This window comes from Bacteroides sp. 90-K9/2 (genome assembly GCF_047310725.1).
Classification (GTDB): Bacteria; Bacteroidota; Bacteroidia; order Bacteroidales; family Bacteroidaceae; genus Bacteroides; species Bacteroides vicugnae.
In genome coordinates, this window is the sequence record NZ_JBCGVL010000001.1 from 433469 (window position 1) to 459890 (window position 26422).

Consider the following 26422-nt stretch of genomic DNA (forward strand, 5'->3'; position numbering starts at 1 on the left):
TTTATCTATTTTAAACGATTCCTGATTAAGAAATGACTTCTTTTTATTTACAAATCCATCATTTCTCAATTTTCAATTCTCAATTCTCAATTCTCAATTTAACAAGAACATCAACAACACTTGAGCGATAATTACCCGCAGGAACATACACAGCGGATAAACAGTCGCATAGGCTACGGATGGATTGTCGCTGGGAATGGTATCGTTCACATAGTTCAGTGCCATCGGATTTGCCATACTTCCGCACAACATACCGGATACAGTACCGAAATCAATCTTCATCATCTTGAAAGCTACAAACCCGACCAACATGGTTGGAACAATAGTCAATCCGGCCCCCAAAGCGATCCATAACAAACCTTCCGGACGGAATACGGTGTCGAAAAAATGAGCTCCGGCATCCAGTCCCAGACAAGCAAGATACATGGAAAGCCCCAAGGCACGCAGCATCAGATTCGCACTACGGGTGGTATAGGTAATCATGTGTATCCGCGGTCCAAAAGTTCCCAGAAGGATACCAACGATAATCGGTCCACCCGCCAATCCCAGCTTCACAGGAGTACTGACACCCGGAAAGGAGAAAGGAATAGCTCCCAATGCCAAGCCAAGTACGATGCCGATAAACACAACAACCAGATTGGGTTCTTTCAAGCTTTTTACAGCATTTCCCAATACCTTCTCCACATTCTGAATAGCAGCAGCCTCTCCCACTACCGTCAGGCGGTCTCCTAATTGAAGTACCAATCCCGGAGTAGCAAGCAACTGCACACCCGACCGATACACGCGGCTGATGTTAATCCCATAATGGTTTCTCAATCGGAGTGACCCGAGTTTCTTACCATTCAGTTCGGGACGGGTAACGACAATACGCTGCGAAATCAATTCACTATCAATCGCATTCCAGTCAATGTCCTCTTTATTCCAATCCGTATTTTCCTGTTCACCAAAAAGCACGGTCAAGGCCAAAGCATCTTTCTCCGCAGTTACCACCAGCAAACGGTCACCTTCCTTCAATATCTTGTCAGAAGTCGGAATACTGACATGTCCGTCACGCCATAAGCGGGAGATGACAAACTTCGGGTAGCTCATGCGAGCTATATCCTTGATGCTTTTATTGAAAATAGCAGGATTGTGTACTTGAAACGCTGCAATGTAGGTTTTGTTCGCATCGTCTTTCTCTTTTATCTCCAAGTCTTCTTTGCGAACCAGCACTTTGCGAATTAATAAAACGGCAAGGATTACACCAACGACCCCCATCGGATAGGCTACCGCACATCCTAAAGCAGGAGTACTGCTGTCCATTCCCATCTGTTTCAGCGTCTGTTGTGCGGCTCCCAACGCCGGAGTATTCGTGGTTGCTCCACAGAGGATACCGACCATATCAGGAAGAGAGACGCCTGTTGCATAACTGGCTACCACCGTCAACAAGGTTCCCAACAGAACAACTCCCATTGCCAACATATTCAACGTCACCCCTCCTTTGCGGAAAGAGCTGAAGAAACCGGGACCGACTTGCAAACCGAGAGAATAAACGAAAATGACCAGTCCGAAACTTTCTGCGTAGTTCAACATCTGCGGATCGACCGAAAGCCCGAGATGTCCGGCAAGGATACCTGCAAAAAAAACAAAAGTGACTCCCAGGGAAACTCCCCAGAAATGCACTCTTCCCAAGCCCAGACCAATGGCAGAAATCAGTGAAAGTACCACAACAGCCTGTAAGGCAGAATGTTCGATAAATAGACTATATAACCACTCCATGTATATAAAAACTAATAGGGCGCAAAGATAAAAACTATTTAGTCCGGTTCAAAACTTTTAAGCTTTCATTTCACGCCCTATTGATACCCTGATTCATATATCCTGAAATCTTATTGATTACCCTTTTACTTCGTTACCTATTATTTTGTTCCTAATAACTATCCTATTTCTATCTTAACTTCCTTATCCTTCTCTTTTCACCTGCATCTTGTTATCCTTCAAACGATCTTTTCCCTCTGTTTCTTTCCTCTTTATCTTTCATCATTTCCCCTGAAACTCTACAAAGTTATTTCGTCCGTCCAGATAACCGCTTAACCTGTTTCCACCGATGTACACATCATCCAGGTATGAAACATCATTCGGTCCGTATGACATACGAATGGAAGTCTGCGCATAATTCTCCCAGCTCCAACGGAAATTATATTCATATTGCTCTACTGCTCCGTTAGGATATTCCACCCGTATATAGTCAATTCCGGTACGATCTAAAAAGAAGTCCAGTTCCTGACGGCAATAGTTACCGTCCATGTCCCGGTAGAAACTAACCCAAGTACGGCTACATAAATCAGCCGAACGATTATAGTACCCTGCACCATTATGATCATCATCATAGAAACTATCTATTTCCACTTCGCAAGAGGTAAAACTTACCATCAATACGGCCATCAAAGCCAAACCGAAGTATTTAAATGTGTTCGTTTTCATATTCCTTTATTTTTAACGGTTCTCTAATTATTATCTATCATTAATCTTTCGATAGAACAAAAGTAGAGAATGAATTTTCCTTATGAAACTGAAAACTCCTACTTATCGGGAGGAAATTGCCTAAATCTGTGGGTAAATCCCCCCAATGAAGTCTATTTCAAAGAATTCTTGTATCTTTGCCTCCTGCTAACAACACATGAAATCATCTGTCGCATGAAGTCAATCAAATCCCATATCACCCAACTACTGAAATCCCTCAATGAGGGAGTATTCGAAAAAGAACATACCATCGCACTCTCCCTATTATCTGCCATGGCAGGTGAAAGTATCTTTCTATTGGGCCCTCCGGGAGTAGCCAAGAGCTTAGTGGCGCGCAGGCTCAAACTGGCATTTAAAGATGCGGATGCTTTTGAATATCTGATGTCCCGTTTCAGTACACCGGATGAAATATTCGGTCCCGTGTCCATCTCAAAATTGAAAGATGAAGATACATACGAACGTATTACACAAGGATACTTGCCGACAGCATCAATTGTCTTCCTGGATGAAATATGGAAAGCCGGTCCTGCCATCCAAAATTCTCTTTTGACGGTAATCAATGAAAAGATATATCGCAACGGACAATTTACGGTGCGTGTTCCTCTGAAAGCGCTGATTGCCGCGTCCAACGAACTACCCGCAAAGGGTGAAGGACTGGAAGCCTTATACGACCGTTTCCTGATCCGCCAGTTTGTGGGATGCATTGAACAGGAATATGCTTTCGACCAGATGATCTCTTCTACACGGGAGGTAGAACCTGAAATCCCCGCAAAACTCCAGGTAGACGATGAATTATACAATCAAATACAAGCTGAAAGTGAGAAAGTAGGTATTCACTATACCATCTTCGAGCTGATTCACAATATCAAACGAGAAATCGAACAGTACAATACGGGACGGGATGAAAACACCCCTCCCATCTATATATCCGACCGCCGTTGGAAAAAAATAGTAGGTCTGCTCCGCACCTCGGCCTATCTGAACGAATCGCCGGGGATTCACTTCTCCGACTGCTTGCTGATGAGTGCCTGCCTGTGGGATGAAGTTTCGCAGCTCCCCATCATCGAAAATATAGTGGAACAGTCGATTGCACGGGGAATCAACACCTATTTATTGGGAGAAAAACGGCTGGAACAGAAACTGGATACGTTGAAAGAGAACATGAAGTCCGAACATAGCTTACGGGAACTTAGCGATCCGGGAATCCAGGTCGTAGATACCTTCTATCATCGCATAGAAGGTTACCACATTGCCGGAAATTTACTCATCTTTGCTTCAGATTACCAGTCTTTGAAGAAAGACAGTAACCGGCTGTTTTATATCCAGCAGGATAAATTCCGTCCGGTCAACAAAATCCTGAAAGCCTACGATTTTGTAAAGAACAGAAATATCGCACAAAAGAATATTTATTCCCTCCGAAAAGGAAAACGATCTGTTTTCATCAACAATCAGGAGTATCCACTACTATGTTATGACAATTGCGAACCTTTGCCAGCACAGCAGGACGACAGCACTCCGTTCGAATTTACATTGCAGGAAGTGATAGATTTACTTCAGCAAATGGAAGTAGAATATAAAACAATCTCCGAGCGGGAAACAGCATACACCAAGGAACATCTTTTCTTAAGTTCATCGCAAAAAAGCAAGATTAAGCGAATCTTAGGAGAGACTGCACACGTCATAGAGAACTACCGGAATGAACTTCGCATCATCGCTCATGCCCATGAACAAGAGAACAGAGAGTATTAGGCTCAAACACCTGCAAGACATTTATTACGAAAAATTGCAGGGAATAGCCTATGATGTGTACGACGAACAACTGCACAATCAGATTATCCGTCCCGAAGAACTGGATGCGGACATTCACCTATATTTTCGTCACACACAACCCTCCCTGCAAGATTTCTACTCCCGCTATGCATCGCAATGGGAATACTTTCATGAAATGAATGAAGCATCGGACGCAAAGTTTCTTCAATTCCTGAAAAACAGCGCATACCCCTTCTCCATGAAATATCACCTGGTAGACCTCAACGTAAAATACTATCTCCAACGTTTTGATGTAATCAGCCCGCGTTCCAAAGAATGGAAAGCGTTGCGGACTCTCTTTTTCGACAAGTGGCATACGCTGCTCTCGAACAATGAGTTCAACTATCAGATGGAACATATCGAGCAACTCTGTGAGGATTTCTACCGCATTCAACTGTCATTAGCCAAAAATCTTCCGGTACGCGGTGGCTCACGCCTCGTCTGGCTGCTTCGCAATCATAAACAGATAGCGGAACAGATTTTAGAATACGAAGAAACGATCAAACGGAATCCCGTTATCCGCGAACTGGTAGAAATCTTAGGCAAGAAACACCAAAGCAGCCGGAAACGTTTCAAAATGACCGCAGGTATTCATCGGGAACAAATTATATCTCACGCCACCCGAAGCGATATTGCAGGCATTTGTGAAGGAAATGATTTGAATAGTCTTCTCCCTCTGGAATACTGTTATCTGGCGGAAAAGAGCCTGCAGCCTATATTTTTCGAGCGTTTCATAGAGAAGAGACTACAAGTCATCGATTATCAATCGCACGAGAAGCAAACCATCAATGATAAGAAAACAGCAGGAAATGAAGTTTCCGAAGAAGCTGAAGGCCCTTTCATCGTTTGTCTGGACACTTCCGGTTCTATGGCAGGAGAACGGGAAAGAATCGCGAAATCTACTCTACTTGCCATTGCCGAATTGACAGAAGTACAACATCGGAAATGTTACGTCATCCTTTTCTCCGATGATATCGAGTGTATTGAAATAACCGATTTAGGAAGTAGCTTCGACCGCCTTGTCGATTTCCTAAGCCAATCTTTTCATGGTGGCACAGATATGGAACCGGTCATCACGCATGCTCTGCGAAAAATCAGCGAAGAAGGATATATGGAAGCAGACATCATCACCGTATCGGATTTTGAGATGCGTCCCGTCGATAAACTGCTATCCCAGTCCATAGAACATGCAAAAGCAAAACAGACAAAGATGTATGCCATTTCTCTAGGAGGCAAAAGTGCAGAGACCAGTTATCTGAAATTATGTGATAAATATTGGGAATATAGTGTTCAAAACGCTGAAAATCTTAATAAAAATAGAATTGAGGAATCAAATATTTAATCAATGTTATAAAACATCTCTTTTTTCTTGTTTTATTTGCAAATTCACCAGAAGTCCGTATATTTGTACTGTGTTTTTCATAGTATTAGATTTAAGGTTAACAAAAGATTGGCTGTCTGGGATAGATAGCCTTTTTTTATGCCCTTTTCCAAGGTTAAATATACCGTCACTATCCAATCCCGATGATTACCCTATCCCATGAAGATACCGTCACTATAATGAACGGATAGCGTCAATATGTTTCAAGTCGTCCGCCCATCGATAAAATTTAAAAGCTTTCGAAAAAAAAATTCCTCCGTTTAACATTTGAAACATAGCAGGTTATCTCATTTTACAAAAAACAGGTAAAAAAAATCTTGCTAAAAGATTTGCGTAGTCCAAAAGTTCCCCCTATATTTGCACCGCATTTGAGAGAGAATGCGGGTTCAAGGAAGTTTGGGTGAGTGGCTGAAACCACCAGTTTGCTAAACTGACGTACTCGTAAGGGTACCGGGGGTTCGAATCCCCCAGCTTCCGCAAAATCTCAAAATAAAAAAGAGCTAAGTTTTGTAGACTTGGCTCTTTTTAAATCTATCAAATTCCGGTGGGTTCGTCTAACGGTTAGGACACATGCCTCTCACGCATGTAATACGAGTTCGATTCTCGTACCCACTACCACTTGATTATCAGCCTCTTACAAACAAGTAAGAGGCTTTTTTATTGCCTTATATCTATATCAAAGTATCGTTTTTAGGCGTTATAAATGGGTATTATTAAAAAAAATGGTGCAAATTTTGCGTAAATTTTCATCTCGCATAATTATCGCGCTATCCCATTAATGGACTCTCTTTTTCTTTATAGATCTCGAAGTAAGATTCCTTATCAATCCTCAACCGGACTCTGTCCTCCCTTTTCTGACCTGCCAGATTCACAAACAGATTGAAATACAGTTGGCTGAAAGAAAGGTTGGAACGGTCATAAGTTATATCGAACGTCCAAGTTCTGCGGAAAGAATCGAACGTAGCATACGATTGTTCACCCCCTTTACACATAAACACTTCCGGGAAAGACGTAGGAGGATAAGGCTGGAATAAGCCGGCTAATTGAGCATAAATATAATCAATCATCCATTCATCTCCTGTTAAGGTCAATTCTCCTTTTAAACGGAGTTTGATGGCATAACTGGCAGTCACGTCGGGCGAAGTATAAACAGGGACCTGGCTTTCTGCCGGATAGTTGCCGTCTTTATATCCAAGACTCATCGTTAGTTTGGATTGACCGACACCATTAAAACCACTCACCTCCTGATCAGTCAACCGGTTTTTCAGACTAACCATAAATGTCAATTTACCGAGCGTCGGATCACCCGGATATTGCGCGAGCGTGTCCAGTACATAATCTTCGGTATTATAACTACGGGCTATCAAATCACCCTTTCCAGCCTCCAAAGCCGGACCGCCTCTTTCCACATCCACGTTGCCAACCGGATAATAAATAGCATCATTATCCCTTACACAACCACTAAAACAGAACAGCAACACTGCCAACTTTATTATCTTATTCATTATCAACTACATTTTGATTTTGCGGACAAATATACATCTTTTTTGTACCACACATGATTTATGTCAACCGTTTTTAGTATTTTTGCACACACCAAGACAAAAAGACATGGATACACTATTAAGAGATACCGTAAATGCTGTTGTTAATTCCCGCTTTCCGGAAATGAGCATAGAAGGAAGACGGCAGATAGAAAACATATTGATCCGTGAAGAATTTCCCAAAGGAGCAATAGCGCTGAATGAAGGAGAAGTAGCTCACGAACTCGTTTTTGTTGGCAAAGGTATGCTTAGGCAGTATTATTACAAAAATGGAAAAGACATAACCGAACATTTCTCATACGAAGGCTGCATCGTGATGTGTATCGAAAGTTTCTTGAAACAAGAACCTACGCGGCTGATAGTGGAAACTCTGGAACCTTCCATCATTTACCTATTCCCCCGTGATATGATACAAAAGTTGGCAAGAGAAAATTGGGAGATCAATATGTTCTACCAGAAGATACTGGAATACTCCCTAATCGTATCGCAGATTAAAGCAGACTCCTGGCGTTTTGAATCCGCCCGCGAACGCTATAACCTCCTGCTCGAAACACATCCGGAAATCATCAAACGTGCACCTTTGGCGTACATCGCCTCCTATCTTCTAATGACACCGGAGACATTAAGCCGTGTACGTTCCGGTGTTTTATAAATTTAGCGGCTTTTCCGGTATTCCTTAGGAGACATACCGGTGTAATGTTTGAAGTATTTTCCAAAGAAAGACTGGTTTGCAAAATTCAGCCGGTCGGCAATCTCTTGTATATTCATACTTGAAGAATTCAGAAGTGCTTTCGCCTCCAGAATCACCAATTCGTCAATCCACTCTCCCACTGTTTTCCCACTGACCTCTTTCACTACTCCCGAAAGATGCTTCGGTGTCAGACATAACTGATCGGCATAGAATTTCACACTGCGTTCAGACTGGTAGGACTCTACTAAAAACTCATAGAAACGTTCAAAAATATATTCTTTCCGACTTTTATTCTTCACTGTGACAGTATTGGCAGGTACATGGTTATTAAGAATATTATACAGTTCGAAAAAGAACCCCTGCATCAATCCCATCACAACCTCTTTACGGTACACCCCCTCCTTATTTCTCAATCTCTTTCTGATAAACATATGATATTCCTTCACAACCTCCTGCTCGTGCGAGTGAAGGGCGAGACACGGATAGTCTTTCAGATAGAGAAATAAGGAAAGCACATTCCCTATTTTAGGCAACACCTCCAACATATTCTTTGACACAGCAAAAAATATTCCCTTAAAATCGGGACTAAAGCACCGCTGTTCAATAATCTGGCTGGGCAACGCTATCACCATCAATCCGGGAGACAACTCAAATTCACGCAAACTAATATTAAATGCACCAGTACCTTCCAGGCAAAGCCCTACAGTCAGCACTTCCAGTTTGGTAGGTCCATTATACAATGATATAACGCTCTCCGTATCGAAAAGTGCTATATCATTATCCATAACATCAATATGGTCGGCATCTATATGTTTGGAATGAACTACCGAAGAAATACCTATTTTAGGAACACTCTGAATATCCATACTCTCTCTTTTTTGCGACAAATATACCAGCATTTAATCAGATACACAAGCCATTCAGGAGTATTATCGGACATAATGAACACTTTTGACTACTTATTGAACAGACCGGAATAGATATTCATAATCACGTCTGGCAGCCGGCACTGTCCATTTCTCCGGAACAAACTTCCACTGATTCAGGGCTTTGGGGTCCATCTTACCTTTCTTTTCGATATAATTCATCAAATAGAAACGAAGGTCTTTATCCGTAGAGAAAATAATACGGTCTTTCAATTTCTCCTGCGGAATACCCGATCCTTTCGTCAACAGTTCTCCACCGCCATTACCACGATAAGAATTTAAGGCCACTTTATATATCTTATCCATACGGAAAGGAGAACCGTCGGCCATACTCGTAATCGTAATCTTTTCTCCCTGCGGTTTAGTCACGTCCACCGTATAAATAATGCCGGAAGCCGAGTCGAAATTAAAACTGAAGTTCCGGAAAGAAGCCCTGTCTTCCGCACCTTCCCGAGGTTTCTCCTTGAACCAGAGCAGATGATCTTCCGGTGACTTCATCCGGTTCGTCCACATATAATAAGACATCTCCAGAAAATCCTTAATCTCCTTCCCGGACAACGTCATCACGTACAACATATTCTCGTACTTATATAAGTTGAACATATCACTGACAAACACATCCCCCTTCTTTATCTCCGCATCAAACGAAAGCGGAGCGGCAAAAGAGATGTCAGCTCCGGTAATGTCGAGCTGTAAGGTATGTATCAAGTCGATAAAAGCGGAAGGACCGAAGAAAGCAGGACGAGTAGAGATACTCTCGGTAAAAGTTCCGATCTTCTTGGATACAAACTTCTGCACCGCCTCATATTGCGGAGCAAAATACTTCATGAAATCCTCGCTGATTCCGTAAGTTTCCGTCTCCGTCAACTCCCCCTTGATATCCTTGCTCTGCACCTTTCCATCTTTCAATTTCAAGGTCACATCGATATTAGACAATACAATTCCATTGCTGGCCGGATCGATAATCAACACCGAATCTCCGGCCACGTTCATCACCTTCTTACATTCGCGGGCATGATCGTGTCCCATCAATACAATATCGAATCCCGGGACATTCTTCGCAACGTTGAGAGAAGCATTCTCATTGTATTTGCCCGACATTTTGAAAGCCTCCTGTCCGGCATGAAACAATCCGATCACTACATCGGGATTCTCTTTTTCATGGATAATCTTCATCCATTTGCGTGCCGTCTCTTCCATATCGTCGAAACGCAACCCTTTCCACAGGTTTTCAGAAAGCCATGCAGGGATGGCAGGAGTAATCATACCCAATACCACGATCTTCACGCCATCACGTTCCAACACCTTATAAGGAGCCAGATGGGGCTTTCCCGTAGACGTATCAATGATGTTGGCACCCAACACAGGGAAGTCACAAGTGGCTATCCAACGGTCGAACACGGCACGCCCCGTTTCCACATCATGGTTTCCCATATTGCCGGCATCATATTTCATATAATTCATCATTTCCGAACAAAGATGAGGAGACACCGTATCTATATAATTATAGTAATAGGCAGTAGGCTGCCCCTGCAAAATATCACCATTATCCAGCAATATCAGATTCTCTTTATACTGTTCGCGCTCCTTCTGCACGAAAGAATAAATACGTGCCAGACTCCCCTTCCACTCGTGACGGGTTATAAAATTGTAAGGATAATAATTACCATGTACGTCACTTGTTTCCACAATCTTCAGCTTCACTACCTTTTCCTGCGCCGCAACAGACAGTACGAGACAGAAAAGCAAGCCATAAATAAATCCTATTCGTTTCATTCTTTTTCTATATTTAGCGGATGCGAGAATACGAACCGTGCCCCACCGGTATAGTCAGGGTCGATCCATATACTTCCTCTCCATTTATGCACAATCAATTTACAGATAGACAATCCCAATCCGGTTCCCTGGGCATACTCATTCAATTTTTCAAAACGCTCGAACACAAGTCCCTGTTTTTCTTTCGGGATGCCGCATCCGGTATCCGTTACCGAGAAAATAGCCATTTGCTTTTCCTCATTCACAGAAAAGTCCAATGTAATCTTCCCGCCTTTCGTAAATTTGTCAGCATTGGACAGCAGATTAATGATTACCTGTTGCATACGCTGCACATCCGTCACCATCCGGAAAGTTTCAAAAGAGGTGGAAAACAAAAACTGATTATCCGACGACTGCCGTGAAAAACTAACAGAGGCAACCACCTGACTACACAATTGCACCACATCACATTCCTCCCACGTCAAAGTCACCCGGTTGGCCTCCAGACGTGAAAGATCGAGAATATCATTAATCAGACGAAGCAACAAATCCGAATTGGTTTTGATAATCTGATAATAAGACTGCTGTTCATCCTCCGTGCTATCACCCATTGCCAGTACATCCGAGAAGCCGACAATCGAGTTCAACGGTGTCCGTATCTCATGACTCATATTAGCAAGGAAAGCACTCTTCAGACGATTAGACTCTTCCGCCCTGTCTTTCGCTACACGCAAATCCTTCTCCGATTTCAGAAGCTCGTCTTTCAAACGTTTCGTACGGAAATAATAGAAGAGAGAGATACATAAGCCAAGTACCAGAATCACGAACAAAGCACAAGCAGACCATATCTGATAAGTATATTGCTGATAGAACGAAACCGACTGGTTGACAAGCTGCACTTTAAAAGGCAACACATTCGGGTGCAGCCCCCACTCTTTCACCTTCCGGCTATCCAATACCGCTTTGCAGCCGATGACCGAAAGATGCTTTTCCGTATCCTCCGGATGCTGATCCATCCGTATAGATTCCAGAGCCATTTCTCCTCCCACTTTCCGATAATCGGGCAGCACTCCTCCTATCGCCCAATAACCGAGGCTCACCGATGAAGGAGTAAAAGCCGGGATGGTAGGAGTAGCTTCCATCATGGCATACGTAGCATTTCGCATGAAATACCCTTCGTTCATGTCCACACGCCACGTTCCCACCAAGATAACTGTGTTTTCGGGCAGCTGTCTCAATTCCTCAACGATGGTATAAATAGAATGTGTCCGGCCGTCCATCAGAATCAAATCCAGATCGGGGAAGTTCTTCATTTCTTTTCGCACCAACGCTTGCATGGTCACCCCGCCATAAGTATTGTCCGAGATAAAAGCAATGTGTTTCGTTTTCGGGTAGAAAGCTTGAATCATGCGGATATTACCTTCTATATTATATTGGTTGATAAATCCCGATTCCAGTTCGGGAATATCCAGATGATCCTCAAATATATCGATAGATTCGGGCATCCAGCGATCAAGGTTTTTCACCGTATCTTTCGGCAATATCACCACATTGCTACTGGCCAGACTGCACATCACAGGCACTTTCACCTGCATTTCATCCCTCTGCGACAAATAAGCAGCCCATGCCTCCTGTCCCAACAGGATAATTTGCGCCGGATGCTTTTCCCCCTGATATTTAGCCAGAATCTGCGTCATCATTTCGCTCCATAACGGAGCTTCCGAGAAGCTTTTACAGTTCATGTTTTCGATGATAATGTCGCGCTGTCCCCCCAATTTACTATATTCATCCATATAATCGGAAATAGTGACCGAGGTTTGATGCGCAGCCGGATTATAGGAGCAAATAATCAGAATAGGTTTCTTATCTTTAGAGACAGCCAATACTTCCGTTGACTGCAGAAGCCAAAGGAAACAGATAAAAAGATATCCAAGACGTCCCAGCATAATCATGCAGTTTTGATGTGTTAATTCATTAATTAAGTTGCAAATATAGTAAAACTTGTCGGGTTTAGCAGATTAATATGTATTTTTGTCGCTCATTTACTCTCAAAAAATACAAATTATGGAATTATTTCACAAGATGATTTCCGGTTTTTTGGGTATACCGGAAAGACAAATAAGTAGTACACTCCATCTTTTGGGTGAAGGTGCTACGATTCCCTTCATCAGCCGTTACCGTAAAGAAGCCACCGGCGGACTGGATGAAGTGCAGATAGAGCAAATCAAAGAGCAACACGATAAGTTGTGCGACATAGCCAAACGGAAAGAAACGATTCTCGGCACCATCAACGAGCAGGGAAAACTGACTGCCGAACTGGAGAAACGTATCAACGACACTTGGAATCCTACGGAACTGGAAGACATTTATCTTCCTTATAAACCCAAGCGGAAGACACGTGCTGAAGTAGCCCGCCAGAAAGGGTTGGAACCGCTTGCCATCCTCCTGATGTTGCAAAGGGAAAACAACCTTAGCGCCAAGGCTGCCTCCTTCGTGAAAGGAGACGTGAAAGATGTGGAAGATGCCCTGAAAGGCGCCCGTGACATCCTTGCAGAGCAGGTGAACGAAGACGAACGTGCCCGCAACGCGGTACGTAATCAGTTCAGCCGCCAGGCAGAGATTAGTGCCAAATTGGTGAAAGGAAAAGAGGAAGAAGCGGCGAAATACCGGGATTATTTCGATTTCTCCGAAGCACTGAAACGTTGCACGTCCCACCGCCTGTTGGCCATCCGCCGGGCAGAGTCGGAAGGCCTGCTAAAAGTATCCATCAATCCCGACGACGAGGCATGTATCGAACGCTTGGAACGTCAGTTCGTACGTGGCAACAACGAGTGTAGCCAGCAGGTGGGCGAAGCTACGGTCGATGCTTACAAGCGTCTGCTCAAGCCCTCCATCGAAACAGAATTTGCCGCTCAATCCAAAGAAAAAGCCGATGAGGAAGCCATCCGGGTATTCACCGAGAACCTCCGCCAACTTCTTCTCGCCCCTCCATTGGGACAAAAACGGGTGCTCGCCATCGACCCCGGATTCCGTACGGGATGTAAAGTTGTCTGCCTCGATGCGCAAGGCAATCTGTTACATAATGAGAATATCTATCCGCATCCTCCGGTGAACAAAACAGGAGAAGCTGCTTCCAAACTCCGTAAGATGATTGAGGCCTATCAGATAGAAGCCATCTCCATCGGCAACGGAACGGCAAGCCGTGAGACAGAAGATTTCATCAACAGCCAGAGCTTCGACCGTCAGATACCCGTGTTTGTAGTCAGTGAACAGGGAGCTTCCATTTATTCGGCTTCGAAGATTGCCCGCGACGAGTTTCCCGATTATGACGTAACGGTGCGTGGAGCAGTCTCCATCGGCCGCCGCCTGATGGACCCGTTGGCAGAATTGGTGAAGATAGATCCTAAATCCATCGGTGTAGGTCAATACCAGCACGATGTAGACCAGACAAAGCTGAAAAAAGCACTCGATCAGACCGTAGAGAATTGCGTGAACCTGGTCGGCGTAAACCTGAATACGGCAAGCAGCCATCTATTGACTTACATCTCCGGACTGGGACCGCAACTGGCTCAAAACATCGTCAACTACCGGGCGGAAAACGGAGCTTTCGGTTCGCGGAAAGAGTTGATGAAAGTTCCGCGCATGGGCGCCAAGGCTTTCGAACAGTGTGCCGGATTCCTCCGCATCCCCGGAGCCAAGAATCCGCTGGACAACACCGCCGTGCATCCGGAAAGCTACCACATCGTAGAGCAAATGGCCAAAGACCTGAAATGTACCATCGACGAACTGATAGCCGACAAGGAACTCCGCCGGAAGATTAACATCTCCGCCTACATCACCCCTACCGTCGGCCTGCCCACCTTACAGGACATTCTGCAGGAACTCGACAAGCCGGGACGTGACCCGCGTAAGGCTATCAAAGTCTTCGAGTTCGACAAGAACGTGCGCACCATAGCCGATTTGCGCGAAGGAATGATTCTTCCGGGCATCGTAGGCAACATCACCAATTTCGGGGCGTTTGTCGATATAGGTATTAAGGAGAATGGACTGGTGCACCTCTCGCAATTAGCGGAACGGTTCATTTCCGATCCGACGGAAGTGGTATCCATCCATCAACACGTCATGGTCAGAGTGATGAATGTAGATTATGACCGGAAACGGATTCAACTTAGTATGATCGGAGTACCGCAAGACTGATTGCTTCTCTTTTTTCTCCCCACCACACGATCAGAATCGTAAAAATAATCATAAGTACTGTGCAAATGAGCGAGCCTTCAAAACCGAAGGCTCCGCCATTCAGTACGTTTTCTTCGGGCATACGCAAAGTCAGCATGCTCGTCGTGAAATTATTTCCGCTTACCTGATAACCCAGAATCGGACCCTGAATCCAATTCCAGAAAAGATGAAGAGAGATAGGGAAACACAGATTACGGGTATATAGATAGGAAGCACCCAACAGCATACCGGCAAGCAATAGATTTAGCATCGGCAGGAAAGCTATTTCCGGATTAAAGATATGCATAAACGCGAATAATGCCGACGAGATGAAGAGTGCCAGGAATTTATTCATATTGGTATGAAGCAGACGTCCAAGGATATAGCCGCGCATCAGAATTTCTTCAAACAACGCCACTAACAGGAAAAACACCCACGACCCCAATAAATCCAACGGCTTAAACTGGAAACCGGTGACTTCTATTTCTCCCAAAACAACAGAGATTCCGAAACCCAGCAAATAGAGCAAGATTGCCACCAAGAGACCATACCACAGTCCGTTGGTATGTCCTTTTAGGGAAAGTCCCAAATCAGAAAACGGACGACGTTCGAGACGAAGCAAGATGACGGCGGCAGTAAGAACGGCCAAAAGCATACCGGCCTCCACGAAAATATACCCTACTACTCCCGGATGGCGAGCCTCCACTCCAAGAACCAACGACAGGCCTCCGCTGACCAATGTCCCATACAATCCAATAAATATGAAAAGTACCACAATAAACAGCGGGATACATGCCCACACAGGAAGTCTTTTGGGTTCTTTCTTCCCATCTATGTTGTCTGCCTCCATTTTTACAATTTGTTAATCCGGCTACAAAATTAGATATAAAACATAAAAAAACATCATGTATTCTCTATTTTTCCTATATTTGTCAGAACAAATCTACAAAATTATGAAAATTAAACTACTATTGATAAGTTTCTTACTGGCCGCTAATGCATTAGGAGCCGCCGCCCAAGTGAGTAAGACGTATTATGTGAGTAAGCCCGGTACGCTGATTTCCATGATGACTGAAGAGGAAGCCAACAGTGTCACCCACCTCACACTGACCGGAAAACTGAATGCAGAGGACTTCCGGCATCTCCGTGACGAATTCGATAATCTGAAAGTATTGGATATTTCGAACGCGGAAATCAAGATGTACAGCGGAAAAGCCGGTACTTATCCCAATGGAAAATTCTACATTTATATGCCGAACTTCATCCCTGCCTATGCTTTCTCGAATGTGATAGGCGGAGTGACCAAAGGTAAAGCCACACTGGAAAAAGTGATCCTTTCCGAGAAAACGAAGAATATCGAAGATGCTGCCTTCAAAGGCTGTGAGAATCTGAAAATCTGCCAGATCCGGAAAAAGACAGCTCCCAACCTGCTGCCGGAAGCATTGGCAGACAGCGTTACCGCCATCTTCGTTCCTCTGGGCAGCAGCGACGCTTACCGCTACAAAGACAGATGGCAGAATTTTGCTTTCATCGAAGGTGAACCGGTTGAGACTACCCTGCAAGTGGGTGCAATGGGTAAACTGGAAGAAGAGATCCTGAAAGCCGGACTGCAACCCAGAGACATCAACTTCCTCACCGTTGAAGGGAAACTGGATAACGCTGACTTCAAACTTATCCGCGATTATATGCCGAATCTCGTATCGGTTGATATTTCCAAGACAAATGCAACGGCTATCCCCGACTTCACTTTCTCGCAGAAGAAGTATCTGCTGAATATGAAATTACCTCATAACCTGAAATCAATCGGACAGCGTGTATTTAGTAATTGCGGTCGTCTGTGCGGCACGCTGGAATTACCGGCCAGTGTAACGGCTATCGAGTTCGGCGCTTTTATGGGATGCGATAATCTTCGCTACGTATTGGCTACGGGGGATAAGATTACAACGCTGGGAGATCACTTGTTCGGGGAGGGAGTTCCGAGTAAGTTGGTTTATAAGAAATAAAAAAGCTACCCGATCTAAATAAAAAATTATATACGCTTCAAAAACACAACAGTAGACGTACGAAACTTGAATTACATTATTGTTTTATAATATGTATGAATATGAATAGGCAAGATTGCCAATAATATGAAAACTAAAAAATAAATACAAAAATCAGTAACTAAAAAGGGCGGGAAGTAGTGCACGTACTTCCCGCCAAAATATAGGTTACAGATTCATCGCATTCGCACCAAATACGCCTGCTACTGCCGAAGCCACCGCAATGACTACCTTTAAAATAGTATCCCAAAGGGATCTTTTGACTGCCATAACTTTACACACCTCCTTTCCACGCTCTTTAGTTGACCACAGAGGACACAGAGGGCACAGAGGAATATTTATTTCCCTTCTCCGTATACGCTGCGGTGGTTTGTTTTTTTATACTAATTTTCCTCCGTGTCCTCTGTGTCCTCTGTGGTGAAACCTTCCGCTTTCACCTCAAAACACGGACACGCTTTGATCCATTCTTCCGGTTCAATTTCCCCGTTTCCGTTGCGGTCGGGACTTAAATCCCGGTGACCGCACACCCGGCTACCGGGGAAAGTCTCAAGCAATTGATGTACAAGCAAATGAAGTGTTGCCCGTTGTTCCGGTGTCCGCGTGTCCGCCGGACGACCATGACAGTCCAGCCCACCTTCATAGCAGATGCCTATCGAACAAGCGTTGAATCCTTTCACGTGCGCACCGATACGTTCAATCGGTCGGGTGATGTGCACCGTTCCGTCTTTGCGGATGTAGTAGTGATATCCTGTTCCGTTAAATCCACGCCGACGGTGTTGCGTTTCCAGATCATCCGGGGTGAGCGAACGGTCGGCACGGGTGGCGGAACAGTGAATCACGATCAAATCAATCTTTCTCATTATAGTGCCACTGTTTTTCTTATCAGTTGTAAGCATTATCTACGCTCTATGGCTCAAGCTGCCGGATCCGGAGCTTCACCACCGCCATCACCACTACCTCCACCGGAGTCTCCTCCTCCACCTTCTTCACCGGAATCTCCACCTTCGGTTTTCTTTTTCTTAGGTGCATCGAGGTCAAGGAACTCGATTTTCTCACCGGCACGGGTAGATGTCAGATTAGGACGGACGCTGCTGGAAGGACGGAAATTGATATTCACGCTCCTGATGTTCTTCATCGTACACTCTTCTTTCGTATCCGCCCCCAGTGTGGTAGCGGAAAGACTGAATACACCGAAGTCGCGGATATTGACGGACTTACCGTCGAACAACGCTGCACGCATCGCTTCAACAAGATTGGTTAGCACACTCTGGATATCGCCCAGCGACAAGGAACTTTTCTCTTTCATCGTGTAAGCGAGTTTATCCAGGTCTACACTCTGTCCCTGCGTCACAAGTTGTGGGTGATACTTCACCACCCCATCAACCTCTCTCGGATCTTTACGACCCATTCTTTTAAATGGTATTGCCATGATAAATTAAAAATTGAGAATTAAAAATTAAAAAATAAATGTTACAGATTGCGGTTAGCGCAATGGTATCGGAAGAGAGGAACGAGCTCTGTTTCTTTTCTTTCGATACCTCAAAGGTAGTGTATTACAGGGGAATGGAATGACGTACTTTGTCTCCGATTGGCTTACTTTGTCTTACTTTCATTTAGAATGTATTTACTTTCATTCAGAGTGATTTTATTTTACTTATACATTTGGAGTTCCTATGGATTTTTTGTATATTTGGAATACTATAAACATAATTCCCCGAAGATATGAAAGCTGAAACTGAAGAGGCGGCGGAAGAGCCGTTTGTCATACGTCCGTATTTGAAATCGGAGCTGGCGCATTTATATAATCCTTATGTACCGTTGGTGTATGCCATGCGGAAAATGAGGGAGTGGATCAGAAATAACAATGAACTATATGACGCAATGTATAGTGGCGGTGAAGGAAAAAACGACCACGCTTACAGCGCAAGGCAGGTACGGCTCATTGTGAAGTATCTCGATGAGCCATGAATCTCTTTATGGCAAGTGCTGATTAGCTATAATGAAAATGAAATTAGCTATAATGAAAATGAAATTAGCTATAATGAAAATGAAATTAGCTATAATGAAATCGAGATTAGCTATAATGAAAATGAAAGCGGCTATAAGGGATTCTGTGCAACACACAGCATCTTGAGGATAAACAGGCCATATGAGTTTTCTTTATATAATAATGTCCACGTGCGCAGGCGCGGGAGAATATTCTTTTAGATAGAAAAAAGCGTGTATTTGAGGGTGAGGGGTTCACCCTCAAATACACGCTTTTTCCATCAAATAAAATCTATAAAGAGAATAAACAACATAAGTAAATGATAGGAACAAAATAAAATGTACCTTTGCGTCTTTTTAAAACAACATTTTTTAACAACATTGAAATAACACTTAAAATCATGAGAAAAAAGACATTTTTTCCGAAGGCTTCGTTTACCTGAACAAGCAGGCTATAACGCTCGAAAAGGGAGAATTCCCCCAAGTATCCCAGTTTATCACACAAACGCTTGACACCGTCAATAATTTGTATAACAACAGGATAGATGTAAGTCCGCGCGAACGCAAGAAGTATCTCCTTCCCTTTGTCCATCTCTGCTATGATCACGATTCTCCTTTTAACACTAAAGGTCCCAAATTCTTTGCACAATTGTTGTTTATGACTGTTAATTTCAAGAAATATGATGATTCGGACGAATCATTAAGCGTAGAAGAGATTGACTATGAGATACAAAGACTAAAAAGAACGCTTTTTGACGATTAACATTTAAGAGCCGACTGTTAAAAAACTGCTTTTTGAGTACCAAAAGCAGTTTTTTTTATCTACAGGAAAAGCCGTCCTTTGCAGTGTGTTAATATTGACACGACTTAAATTCATATCAACAAATCAAATGGAAAATATCGTAATAACCACATACAGAGGATTATCACTCGTATCAGGAAATATCAGCATCCGGCAACTGTTCGAATTTATCCGGGGAGATGTCTATCGGGACAGAATCCGGAGACTTCGGGAAGCAATGGAGGCAGGAGACACGGCGAAAGCAGACCGCATGAAGAAGCAACTGCCCTACCACACCATCACAGCCACTTACGTAAAGGAAAGACTGGCTTACAGCCTGGACAAGTATCAGGACATCATCACGGTAGACTGTGACGATATGCCGGCAGAAAAGCTCCCGGAATTCCGCCAACTGGCGAACGATTGCCCCGACACATTAGGAAGCTTCATCAGTCCCCGCATGCACGGGTTGAAAATCTTTGTCTACCTCACCGGCAAAGAGGCGGAAGCCTTACGTGCCGAACTGAACGCGCTGGGAACCGTCGACTTCCCCACCCTCGAACGATATCACCACCGAATGTACGCCTTGGCAAGCAGCAAATACGAAACACTGCTCAATACCAAAGTGGATACAAGCGGAAGCGATCCGGGACGCGGATTCTTCGTGTCGCATGATCCGGACGCTTTCTTCGCTCCCGAACGACTGGAAAACGTAAAGCCGCTGACCGTAAAAGTGACACTGCCCACCGAGGAAGAGTGCAAAAACAAGAAACGCAAAAATCCGGCAAAACGATCTCCCCTCCTTCCCGTGCAGGAGAACGCGTCGCCCATCGACCTGCAAGTGCAACTCGACTTCCGGAAAGCGCTGGAATACACCCAACGCAAAGAACGTCTGGAGACAGGCAACCGGGACAATTTCTTCTATTGTCTGGGCAACCAGTGTTACCGTCGGCATATCACGGAAGAGGAAGCCGTCAGTCTGGCACACAGCCATTTCGGCGAACTCCCCGATTTCGACCTCGAACTCCCCCTGCACAATGCTTACCAATATACCTCAAAGACTGACTGTGCGGAAGAAGAAGAGAAAACACCGAGAATCTGCCAGGTAATCAAATTTATGGATGAACACTACGAAATCAGGAGAAACGTAGTGAAAGAGCAAATCGAGTTCCGGAAACTAATACCCGGTGTTCCCCCCACAGAGCTGCCGCCTTTCAGCACACTTCGCGTAAAGGATGTCAACACATTCTATATCAACGCGCAGATGAAGAAGATATACGTCTCACAAGCTAATTTGAAAGCGCTGGTAGACTCGGACTATGCCAAGCCATTCAACCCATTTGTCCATTATTTCACCTCACTCGAGGCATGGGACGGGAAAACAGACCACATCGGGCAACTGACAAAAACAGTAAAAGCGGCAGATCAGGCTTTTTTTGAAGACAGTTTCCGCCGCTGGCTGGTGGGAATGGTGGCATGCGCCATCAATGACGAAGTGCAAAACCACCAGTTGATGTTACTCCACGGCGCACAGGGAAAAGGCAAGAGTACCTTTATCCGCCGTCTCCTCCCGCCGGAGCTTAAAGATTATTATCGCAACGGCATGATTTATCCCGAAAACAAAGACCATCTCCTGCAAATGTCGTCCTGCCTGATCATCAACCTGGATGAGTTTGACACGCTCTCTCCCGCACGGATGCAGGAGTTGAAAAGTCTCATCACGCAAGATGTGATGAACGAACGGAAGGTTTACGACATCCAGAATTATACGTTCACCCGCCGCGCCTCGTTCATCGCCAGCACCAACAACCCGCACTGTCTGCCGGACATTGGTGAAAACAGGCGTATCCTGTTCAATACGCTTCTGAAAATAGACTATCACACGCCTGTCAACCATCAGGGGATATATGCACAAGCATACGCACTCTACCGGCAGGGATTCCAATATTGGTATGAGAACCAAGAGATTACGTTTCTCAACAACCGCAACGAGGCGTTCCGCCAAAAAGATCCGATGGAAGAGAATCTTTTCTTCTATTTCCGGGCTGCCAGGCCGAACGATATACAGGCGAAATGGTATCCCGCCTCCTACCTGCTGTCGGTATTAAGCGTGAACGGGCGTACACAGGCCAACGCACAGATGAAACAAATGCTGGTCACGGTACTGGAGAACAACCATTTCCACTCACGGAAGACCTCCAACAATGTCACAGAATATTGGGTGGTGGAGTATACATCCCAGGAACGTACAGAAAATTCAATACGACCGCAAGTTCCGGTTCAAAAAGGATTAGAGTTATAATCAATCTGCCAAGCAGCAGTTTTTCTACAAAATAACAGATAAACGGATAAATTAATGGCATTAACGATGTCACATTCATCCGTTTTCCGTATATTTGCTACGATATGAATTAAAGAAAGGAATCGCAATATGATGAAACAAATACCATACGGATTGACGGATTTCGGAGCCATCATCAAAGATAATTTCTATTATGTAGATAAAACCATGTTTATTGAAAAAATAGAGAAGCAACCCCGTTATCTGTTTCTGATCCGTCCCCGACGCTTTGGAAAAAGCCTCACGCTGGCAATGCTGGAAGCTTATTATGACGTTCGTTACGCTGACCAGTTCGACGAATTGTTCGGCCAGCTGTATATCGGGCAACATCCTACACCGATACATAACCAGTTTCTCATCATGAGATTCAATTTCTCGGAGGTGAGTTCGAATATCAATGAGGTGGAGGAATCTTTCCGGCTGCATTGTTGCGGGAAGCTTAGACATTTTCTGCAAAAGTACGAACATCTATTGGGAAAGGAAATCTGGGATGTGCTGAATGCAGAGACGCTTGAAGAACCGGGAGCATTGCTATCCGCTATCAATTCGTATGCCACTCTCAAGGGAGACATCAAAATTTATCTCCTGATTGATGAATACGATAATTTCACGAATACCATTCTCTCGACTTACGGCACGGACTTATATCGGAAAGCGACGCATGGCGAGGGATATATCCGGAGATTCTTCAATGTAATCAAAGCCGCCACGACGGGAATGGGTTCTGCCCTCAATCGTCTGTTTATCACGGGAGTAAGTCCGGTAACAATGGACGACGTGACAAGCGGATTCAACATCGGCACGAATATCACAACCGATCCCTGGTTTAACGACCTTGTAGGTTTCAGCGAGAAGGAACTGCGCGAGATGCTGGCGTATTATAAGGAGCAAGGCGCTCTTTCCATGTCAATAGATGATGCGGTGGCAATGATGAAACCCAACTATGACAATTATTGCTTCAGCAAAAGTAAATTAGCGGATTGCATGTTCAACTCGGACATGGTGCTCTACTGCATGAAGTCATTGATATTGCACGGAGTTAAACCGGACGAGATTGTAGATCCGAATATCCGTACCGACTTTAATAAGCTTGCCTACCTCGTCCGTCTTGACCACGGACTGGGAGATAACTTCTCCGTCATCAAGGAGGTTGCGGAAAAGGGAGAAATAATAACCGATATCGTCACTCATTTCTCCGCACTGGAAATGACGGACGTGAGCAACTTTAAATCTTTGCTGTTCTATTTCGGACTGCTTTCTATTAAAGGGGTCGATATGATGGGGCGTCCCATCCTGCACGTTCCCAATCTGGTGGTTCGCGAACAGCTATTCAATTTCCTGATTCAAGGATATGCCCGTCATGATATCTTCAAGCTCGACGTGAACCGGTTGCTTACGCTGTTTGAGAATATGTCTTTCAAGGGAGAATGGGAACCGTTGTTCGAATTTGTAGCAGAGGCCATTCGGGAGCAGAGCCGCATTCGGGAATATATAGAAGGGGAAGCTCATATCAAAGGATTCCTCCTAGCCTATCTAAGTATGTTCCGCTATTATCAACTGTATCCGGAATATGAAATGAACAAGGGTTTTGCCGATTTCTTCTTTAAACCCAGTCCGGTGGTACCCGTATCTCCACCCTACACTTATCTGCTGGAAGTGAAGTATGCGAAAGCCGATGCACCGGAAAAGGAAATAAGGACGCTTGCCGATAATGCGCGGGAACAGCTGATTCGCTATAGCAAGGACGAATGCGTGGCGGAAGCTCGTGAGAAAGGGAAACTGAAACTGATTACGATCGTGTGGCGCAGCTGGGAATTGGTGCTGATGGAAGAGGTGTTATAGGATTATTTGTCGCATGAAATGTGCGGGTGAGTCTTATTAATAAAAAATTAGGCACGGATTACGCGGATTTCACGGTTTTTTGTTAATTACAAATGATTAGCAACCGTGAAATCCGCGTAATCCGTGCCTGAATTTATAATATAATTGGATATAGAAAAACATACCTAGTAGTATTTTTCGATTCCCCCAAATCCTTTTATCATTTTATTTTCCTTCGTTTTATGGATGAAGTTGTTCAATCGCTTTTCAAATTCTTCCGGCCGTTTCCTTGCGGCTTCAATGTACGCAATTCGGATGCGCCTATACGCATCGGAAAATTGGAGGTAATTCTCCCATACTGTTTTATCCTCTTTCAGTTTTCCGATGATATCATTCGGAAAAACGAAAGGAGCTGACAATACTTTTCGTATATTATCTTCCCAATCAGGGTGAATCATTTGATGTTCCAGCAACCATTTCAGTCTCTCTTTGTTGGCTTGAGAATAGGAACTTTTAGGGTTTCTGGGCGTGAAATGCTGGATTTTATGTTCTTTGTCGAGCGCCTTTATAGTGCTGTCGATCCATCCGAAACAAAGGGCTTCTTCGACGGCGTCGTTGTATGTAATACTTTTTTCGCCCGAAGATTTGGAGGGGAATACAAACCAAACGTCACTGGCGGTTTCAAAGTTGTCCGCCAGCCATTTTCGCCAATCTCCTCTATTTTCAAAATATTTTATTTCCATAGTGCTAAAAAGAACAGCAACCCATTGTTGAGAATAGGTTGCTGTAAAAATAGGTTATTCATCAGACTTCATGTATGGGAGTCAGAGGCCTTTATTCGTCCGGTCACTTATTTGTCTCCGTACATCTTCGCCCGCAATTCCTTAATATGGTCGGAAGTGATATATTCGTCATATTCCATCATCTTGTCGATGATACCGTTCGGTGTCAGTTCGATGATGCGGTTGGCAACGGTCTGGATAAATTCGTGGTCATGAGACGAGAAGAGGATATTTCCCCTGTACGTCTTCAGGTTGTTGTTGAATGCCTGAATAGATTCCAAGTCCAGATGGTTGGTCGGAGTGTCCAGAATGAGGCAGTTGGCATTGCGCAGCTGCATACGGGCAATCATACAACGCATCTTCTCACCTCCGGAGAGTACGCTTACTTTCTTCAGCACCTCTTCGCCGGAGAAAAGCATACGGCCGAGGAAGCCTTTCATATATACCTCGTTGCCTTCTCCAAACTGGCTCAACCAGTCTACCAGATTCAGGTCGGAATTGAAGAAGTCGGTGTTATCCAGCGGCAGGTAAGCAGTGGTGATGGTTACCCCCCAGTTGAAGGTCCCTGCATCCGGTTTCATGTTTCCGTTGATAATTTCGAAGAAAGCAGTCATCGCGCGCGGATTGCGTGACAGGAATACCACCTTGTCACCTTTCTCTACATTGAAGTTCACATCGTTGAAGAGCACTACGCCTTCTTCCGTCTTCTTGCTCAATCCGGACACTTCCAGAATCTGGTTGCCCGGCTCGCGTTCGGGAGTGAAGATGATGCCCGGATACTTACGTGAAGAAGGTTTGATTTCTTCTACATTCAGTTTCTCCAACATCTTCTTACGGCTCGTTGTCTGCTTGCTCTTCGCTACGTTCGCGCTGAAACGGCGGATAAATTCTTCGAGCTCTTTCTTCTTCTCTTCAGCCTTCGCCTTCTGGTTCTGTTGCTGACGGAGAGCCAACTGGCTGGATTCGTACCAGAAACTATAGTTACCGGCAAACATATTGATTTTTCCGTAGTCGATGTCTACGGTGTGCGTACATACAGAGTCGAGGAAGTGACGGTCGTGGCTTACCACCAATACGGTATGCTCGAAGTTGGCAAGATATTCTTCCAACCAAGTCACTGTTTCCATATCCAAGTCATTGGTAGGCTCATCGAGCAAGAGGTTGTCCGGATTTCCGTACAATGCCTGCGCCAGCATGACACGCACTTTTTCCTTACCACTCAATTCACCCATCAATACGTAATGCTTATCTTCTTTCACGCCCAGTCCGCTCAACAGCATAGCTGCGTCGCTTTCCGCATTCCATCCGTCCAACTCGGCAAATTTTTCTTCCAATTCGGACACTTTCAGTCCGTCTTCGTCTGTGAAATCTTCTTTTGCATACAATTCTTCGCGTTGCTTCATGATGTCCCACAACACGGTATGACCCATCATGACGGTATCCATGACGGTATATGAGTCCCACTTAAAGTGGTCCTGGCTCAACACCGAAAGACGTTCGCCCGGTCCGAGCGCAATCGTACCTGTTGTCGGGTCCAGATCTCCGTAAATCGTACGAAGAAACGTAGATTTTCCCGCACCGTTCGCACCGATAATACCATAACAATTACCACTCGTAAACTTCAGGTTTACGTCATTAAACAACACTCTTTTACCAAACTGAACCGATACGTTCGAAACTGTAATCATCTTATTATTTACTATTTTACTAGTTACTATTTACTATTTGAGCGTGCAAAGGTAGACATTTAAAATGAATTATGAGCTATCTGATATGTGCCAATCTGACATAAAAGTGTTACCTTTGCTGCGTTTTTTGGCAAAACGGCCAACTTGGCAAAGTTTTT

Annotated in this window: 21 protein-coding genes and 2 tRNA genes; 11 read left to right on the forward strand and 12 right to left on the reverse strand. The window is 44.4% G+C overall.

What is annotated here, in order from left to right:
• Positions 1–93: 93 nt before the first annotated feature.
• The gene (locus AAHJ11_RS01720) at positions 94–1758 is read right to left on the reverse strand and encodes a putative transporter (protein ID WP_320978446.1); all 1665 of its coding nucleotides are present in this window, start codon (positions 1756–1758) and stop codon (positions 94–96) included.
• Positions 1759–2019: 261 nt separating this feature from the next.
• Complete coding sequence (locus AAHJ11_RS01725; protein WP_195650426.1) at positions 2020–2463, reverse strand: hypothetical protein; 444 nt, start codon at positions 2461–2463, stop codon at positions 2020–2022.
• Between the two features lie 213 nt (positions 2464–2676).
• On the opposite strand from AAHJ11_RS01725, the gene AAHJ11_RS01730 reads away from it, so the two are divergent.
• From AAHJ11_RS01730 to AAHJ11_RS01745, 4 genes are all read left to right on the forward strand, one after another.
• A complete protein-coding gene (locus tag AAHJ11_RS01730; RefSeq protein WP_367742472.1) occupies positions 2677–4251 on the forward strand; it encodes an AAA family ATPase in 1575 nt (524 codons plus the stop codon).
• On the forward strand, positions 4226–5653 hold the full coding sequence (locus tag AAHJ11_RS01735) for a VWA domain-containing protein (RefSeq protein WP_217723616.1): 1428 nt from the start codon (positions 4226–4228) through the stop codon (positions 5651–5653). Before AAHJ11_RS01730 ends, AAHJ11_RS01735 begins: the two co-directional genes overlap by 26 nt.
• 429 nt (positions 5654–6082) lie before the next feature.
• Positions 6083–6169, forward strand: a tRNA-Ser gene (locus AAHJ11_RS01740).
• Between the two features lie 66 nt (positions 6170–6235).
• A tRNA-Glu gene (locus AAHJ11_RS01745) sits at positions 6236–6310 on the forward strand.
• A gap of 149 nt (positions 6311–6459) precedes the next feature.
• Here the strand turns inward: AAHJ11_RS01745 and AAHJ11_RS01750 are convergent.
• Positions 6460–7197 carry a DUF3845 domain-containing protein gene (locus AAHJ11_RS01750; RefSeq protein ID WP_074559704.1) on the reverse strand — a complete coding sequence of 246 codons (738 nt, stop codon included), beginning with the start codon at positions 7195–7197 and terminating at the stop codon, positions 6460–6462.
• Positions 7198–7303: 106 nt separating this feature from the next.
• Here AAHJ11_RS01750 and AAHJ11_RS01755 point away from each other — a divergent pair, with 106 nt between their 5' ends.
• Positions 7304–7888, forward strand: coding sequence for a Crp/Fnr family transcriptional regulator (locus tag AAHJ11_RS01755; RefSeq protein WP_074559707.1), 585 nt, complete (start codon positions 7304–7306; stop codon positions 7886–7888).
• 2 nt (positions 7889–7890) lie between these two features.
• On the opposite strand, the gene AAHJ11_RS01760 is transcribed toward AAHJ11_RS01755, so the two are convergent.
• From AAHJ11_RS01760 to AAHJ11_RS01770, 3 genes are all read right to left on the reverse strand, one after another.
• On the reverse strand, positions 7891–8793 hold the full coding sequence (locus AAHJ11_RS01760; RefSeq protein ID WP_074559709.1) for a helix-turn-helix domain-containing protein: 903 nt from the start codon (positions 8791–8793) through the stop codon (positions 7891–7893).
• A 93-nt stretch (positions 8794–8886) separates the two neighbouring features.
• Positions 8887–10629, reverse strand: coding sequence for a bifunctional metallophosphatase/5'-nucleotidase (locus AAHJ11_RS01765; protein WP_148367344.1), 1743 nt, complete (start codon positions 10627–10629; stop codon positions 8887–8889).
• Entirely contained in the window at positions 10626–12554 is a 1929-nt protein-coding gene (locus AAHJ11_RS01770; protein WP_074559723.1) for a sensor histidine kinase, read from the reverse strand. The genes AAHJ11_RS01765 and AAHJ11_RS01770 overlap by 4 nt, the downstream gene beginning before the upstream one ends.
• Before the next feature lie 118 nt (positions 12555–12672).
• Here AAHJ11_RS01770 and AAHJ11_RS01775 point away from each other — a divergent pair, with 118 nt between their 5' ends.
• On the forward strand, positions 12673–14805 hold the full coding sequence (locus AAHJ11_RS01775) for a Tex family protein (protein ID WP_234132265.1): 2133 nt from the start codon (positions 12673–12675) through the stop codon (positions 14803–14805).
• Here AAHJ11_RS01775 and AAHJ11_RS01780 read toward each other — a convergent pair.
• Complete coding sequence (locus AAHJ11_RS01780; RefSeq protein ID WP_413578989.1) at positions 14777–15673, reverse strand: CPBP family intramembrane glutamic endopeptidase; 897 nt, start codon at positions 15671–15673, stop codon at positions 14777–14779. The genes AAHJ11_RS01775 and AAHJ11_RS01780 overlap by 29 nt on opposite strands.
• Positions 15674–15776: 103 nt before the next feature.
• Here AAHJ11_RS01780 and AAHJ11_RS01785 point away from each other — a divergent pair, with 103 nt between their 5' ends.
• A complete protein-coding gene (locus AAHJ11_RS01785) occupies positions 15777–16826 on the forward strand; it encodes a leucine-rich repeat domain-containing protein (protein WP_413578991.1) in 1050 nt (349 codons plus the stop codon).
• A 207-nt stretch (positions 16827–17033) separates the two neighbouring features.
• Here AAHJ11_RS01785 and AAHJ11_RS01790 read toward each other — a convergent pair whose 3' ends face one another.
• From AAHJ11_RS01790 to AAHJ11_RS01800, 3 genes are all read right to left on the reverse strand, one after another.
• Positions 17034–17135: a smalltalk protein gene (locus tag AAHJ11_RS01790; protein WP_167511929.1), complete on the reverse strand. Its 102-nt coding sequence runs from the start codon at positions 17133–17135 to the stop codon at positions 17034–17036.
• Positions 17136–17248: 113 nt separating this feature from the next.
• On the reverse strand, positions 17249–17725 hold the full coding sequence (locus tag AAHJ11_RS01795; protein WP_148367953.1) for an N-acetylmuramoyl-L-alanine amidase: 477 nt from the start codon (positions 17723–17725) through the stop codon (positions 17249–17251).
• A gap of 53 nt (positions 17726–17778) precedes the next feature.
• On the reverse strand, positions 17779–18294 hold the full coding sequence (locus tag AAHJ11_RS01800) for an HU family DNA-binding protein (protein ID WP_167511927.1): 516 nt from the start codon (positions 18292–18294) through the stop codon (positions 17779–17781).
• A gap of 293 nt (positions 18295–18587) precedes the next feature.
• Between AAHJ11_RS01800 and AAHJ11_RS01805 the strand changes: the two genes are divergently transcribed.
• The 4 genes from AAHJ11_RS01805 to AAHJ11_RS01820 all read left to right on the forward strand — a co-directional run bounded on the left by AAHJ11_RS01805 (position 18588) and on the right by AAHJ11_RS01820 (position 23815).
• Positions 18588–18833, forward strand: a complete 246-nt coding sequence (locus AAHJ11_RS01805; RefSeq protein WP_148367949.1) for a DUF4248 domain-containing protein — start codon at positions 18588–18590, stop codon at positions 18831–18833.
• Positions 18834–19377: 544 nt separating this feature from the next.
• A complete protein-coding gene (locus AAHJ11_RS01810) occupies positions 19378–19614 on the forward strand; it encodes a hypothetical protein (protein ID WP_167511925.1) in 237 nt (78 codons plus the stop codon).
• A gap of 127 nt (positions 19615–19741) precedes the next feature.
• The gene (locus tag AAHJ11_RS01815; RefSeq protein ID WP_298045305.1) at positions 19742–21934 is read left to right on the forward strand and encodes a VapE domain-containing protein; all 2193 of its coding nucleotides are present in this window, start codon (positions 19742–19744) and stop codon (positions 21932–21934) included.
• Positions 21935–22063: 129 nt separating this feature from the next.
• Positions 22064–23815 (forward strand): ATP-binding protein, encoded by a 1752-nt coding sequence (locus AAHJ11_RS01820; protein WP_413578993.1) that lies wholly within the window; start codon positions 22064–22066, stop codon positions 23813–23815.
• 164 nt (positions 23816–23979) lie between these two features.
• On the opposite strand, the gene AAHJ11_RS01825 is transcribed toward AAHJ11_RS01820, so the two are convergent.
• Both AAHJ11_RS01825 and AAHJ11_RS01830 read right to left on the reverse strand, forming a co-directional pair.
• Positions 23980–24537, reverse strand: coding sequence for a YdeI/OmpD-associated family protein (locus AAHJ11_RS01825; protein ID WP_148367946.1), 558 nt, complete (start codon positions 24535–24537; stop codon positions 23980–23982).
• Positions 24538–24644: 107 nt separating this feature from the next.
• Complete coding sequence (locus AAHJ11_RS01830; RefSeq protein WP_195359096.1) at positions 24645–26264, reverse strand: ABC-F family ATP-binding cassette domain-containing protein; 1620 nt, start codon at positions 26262–26264, stop codon at positions 24645–24647.
• Between the last annotated feature and the right edge of the window lie 158 nt (positions 26265–26422).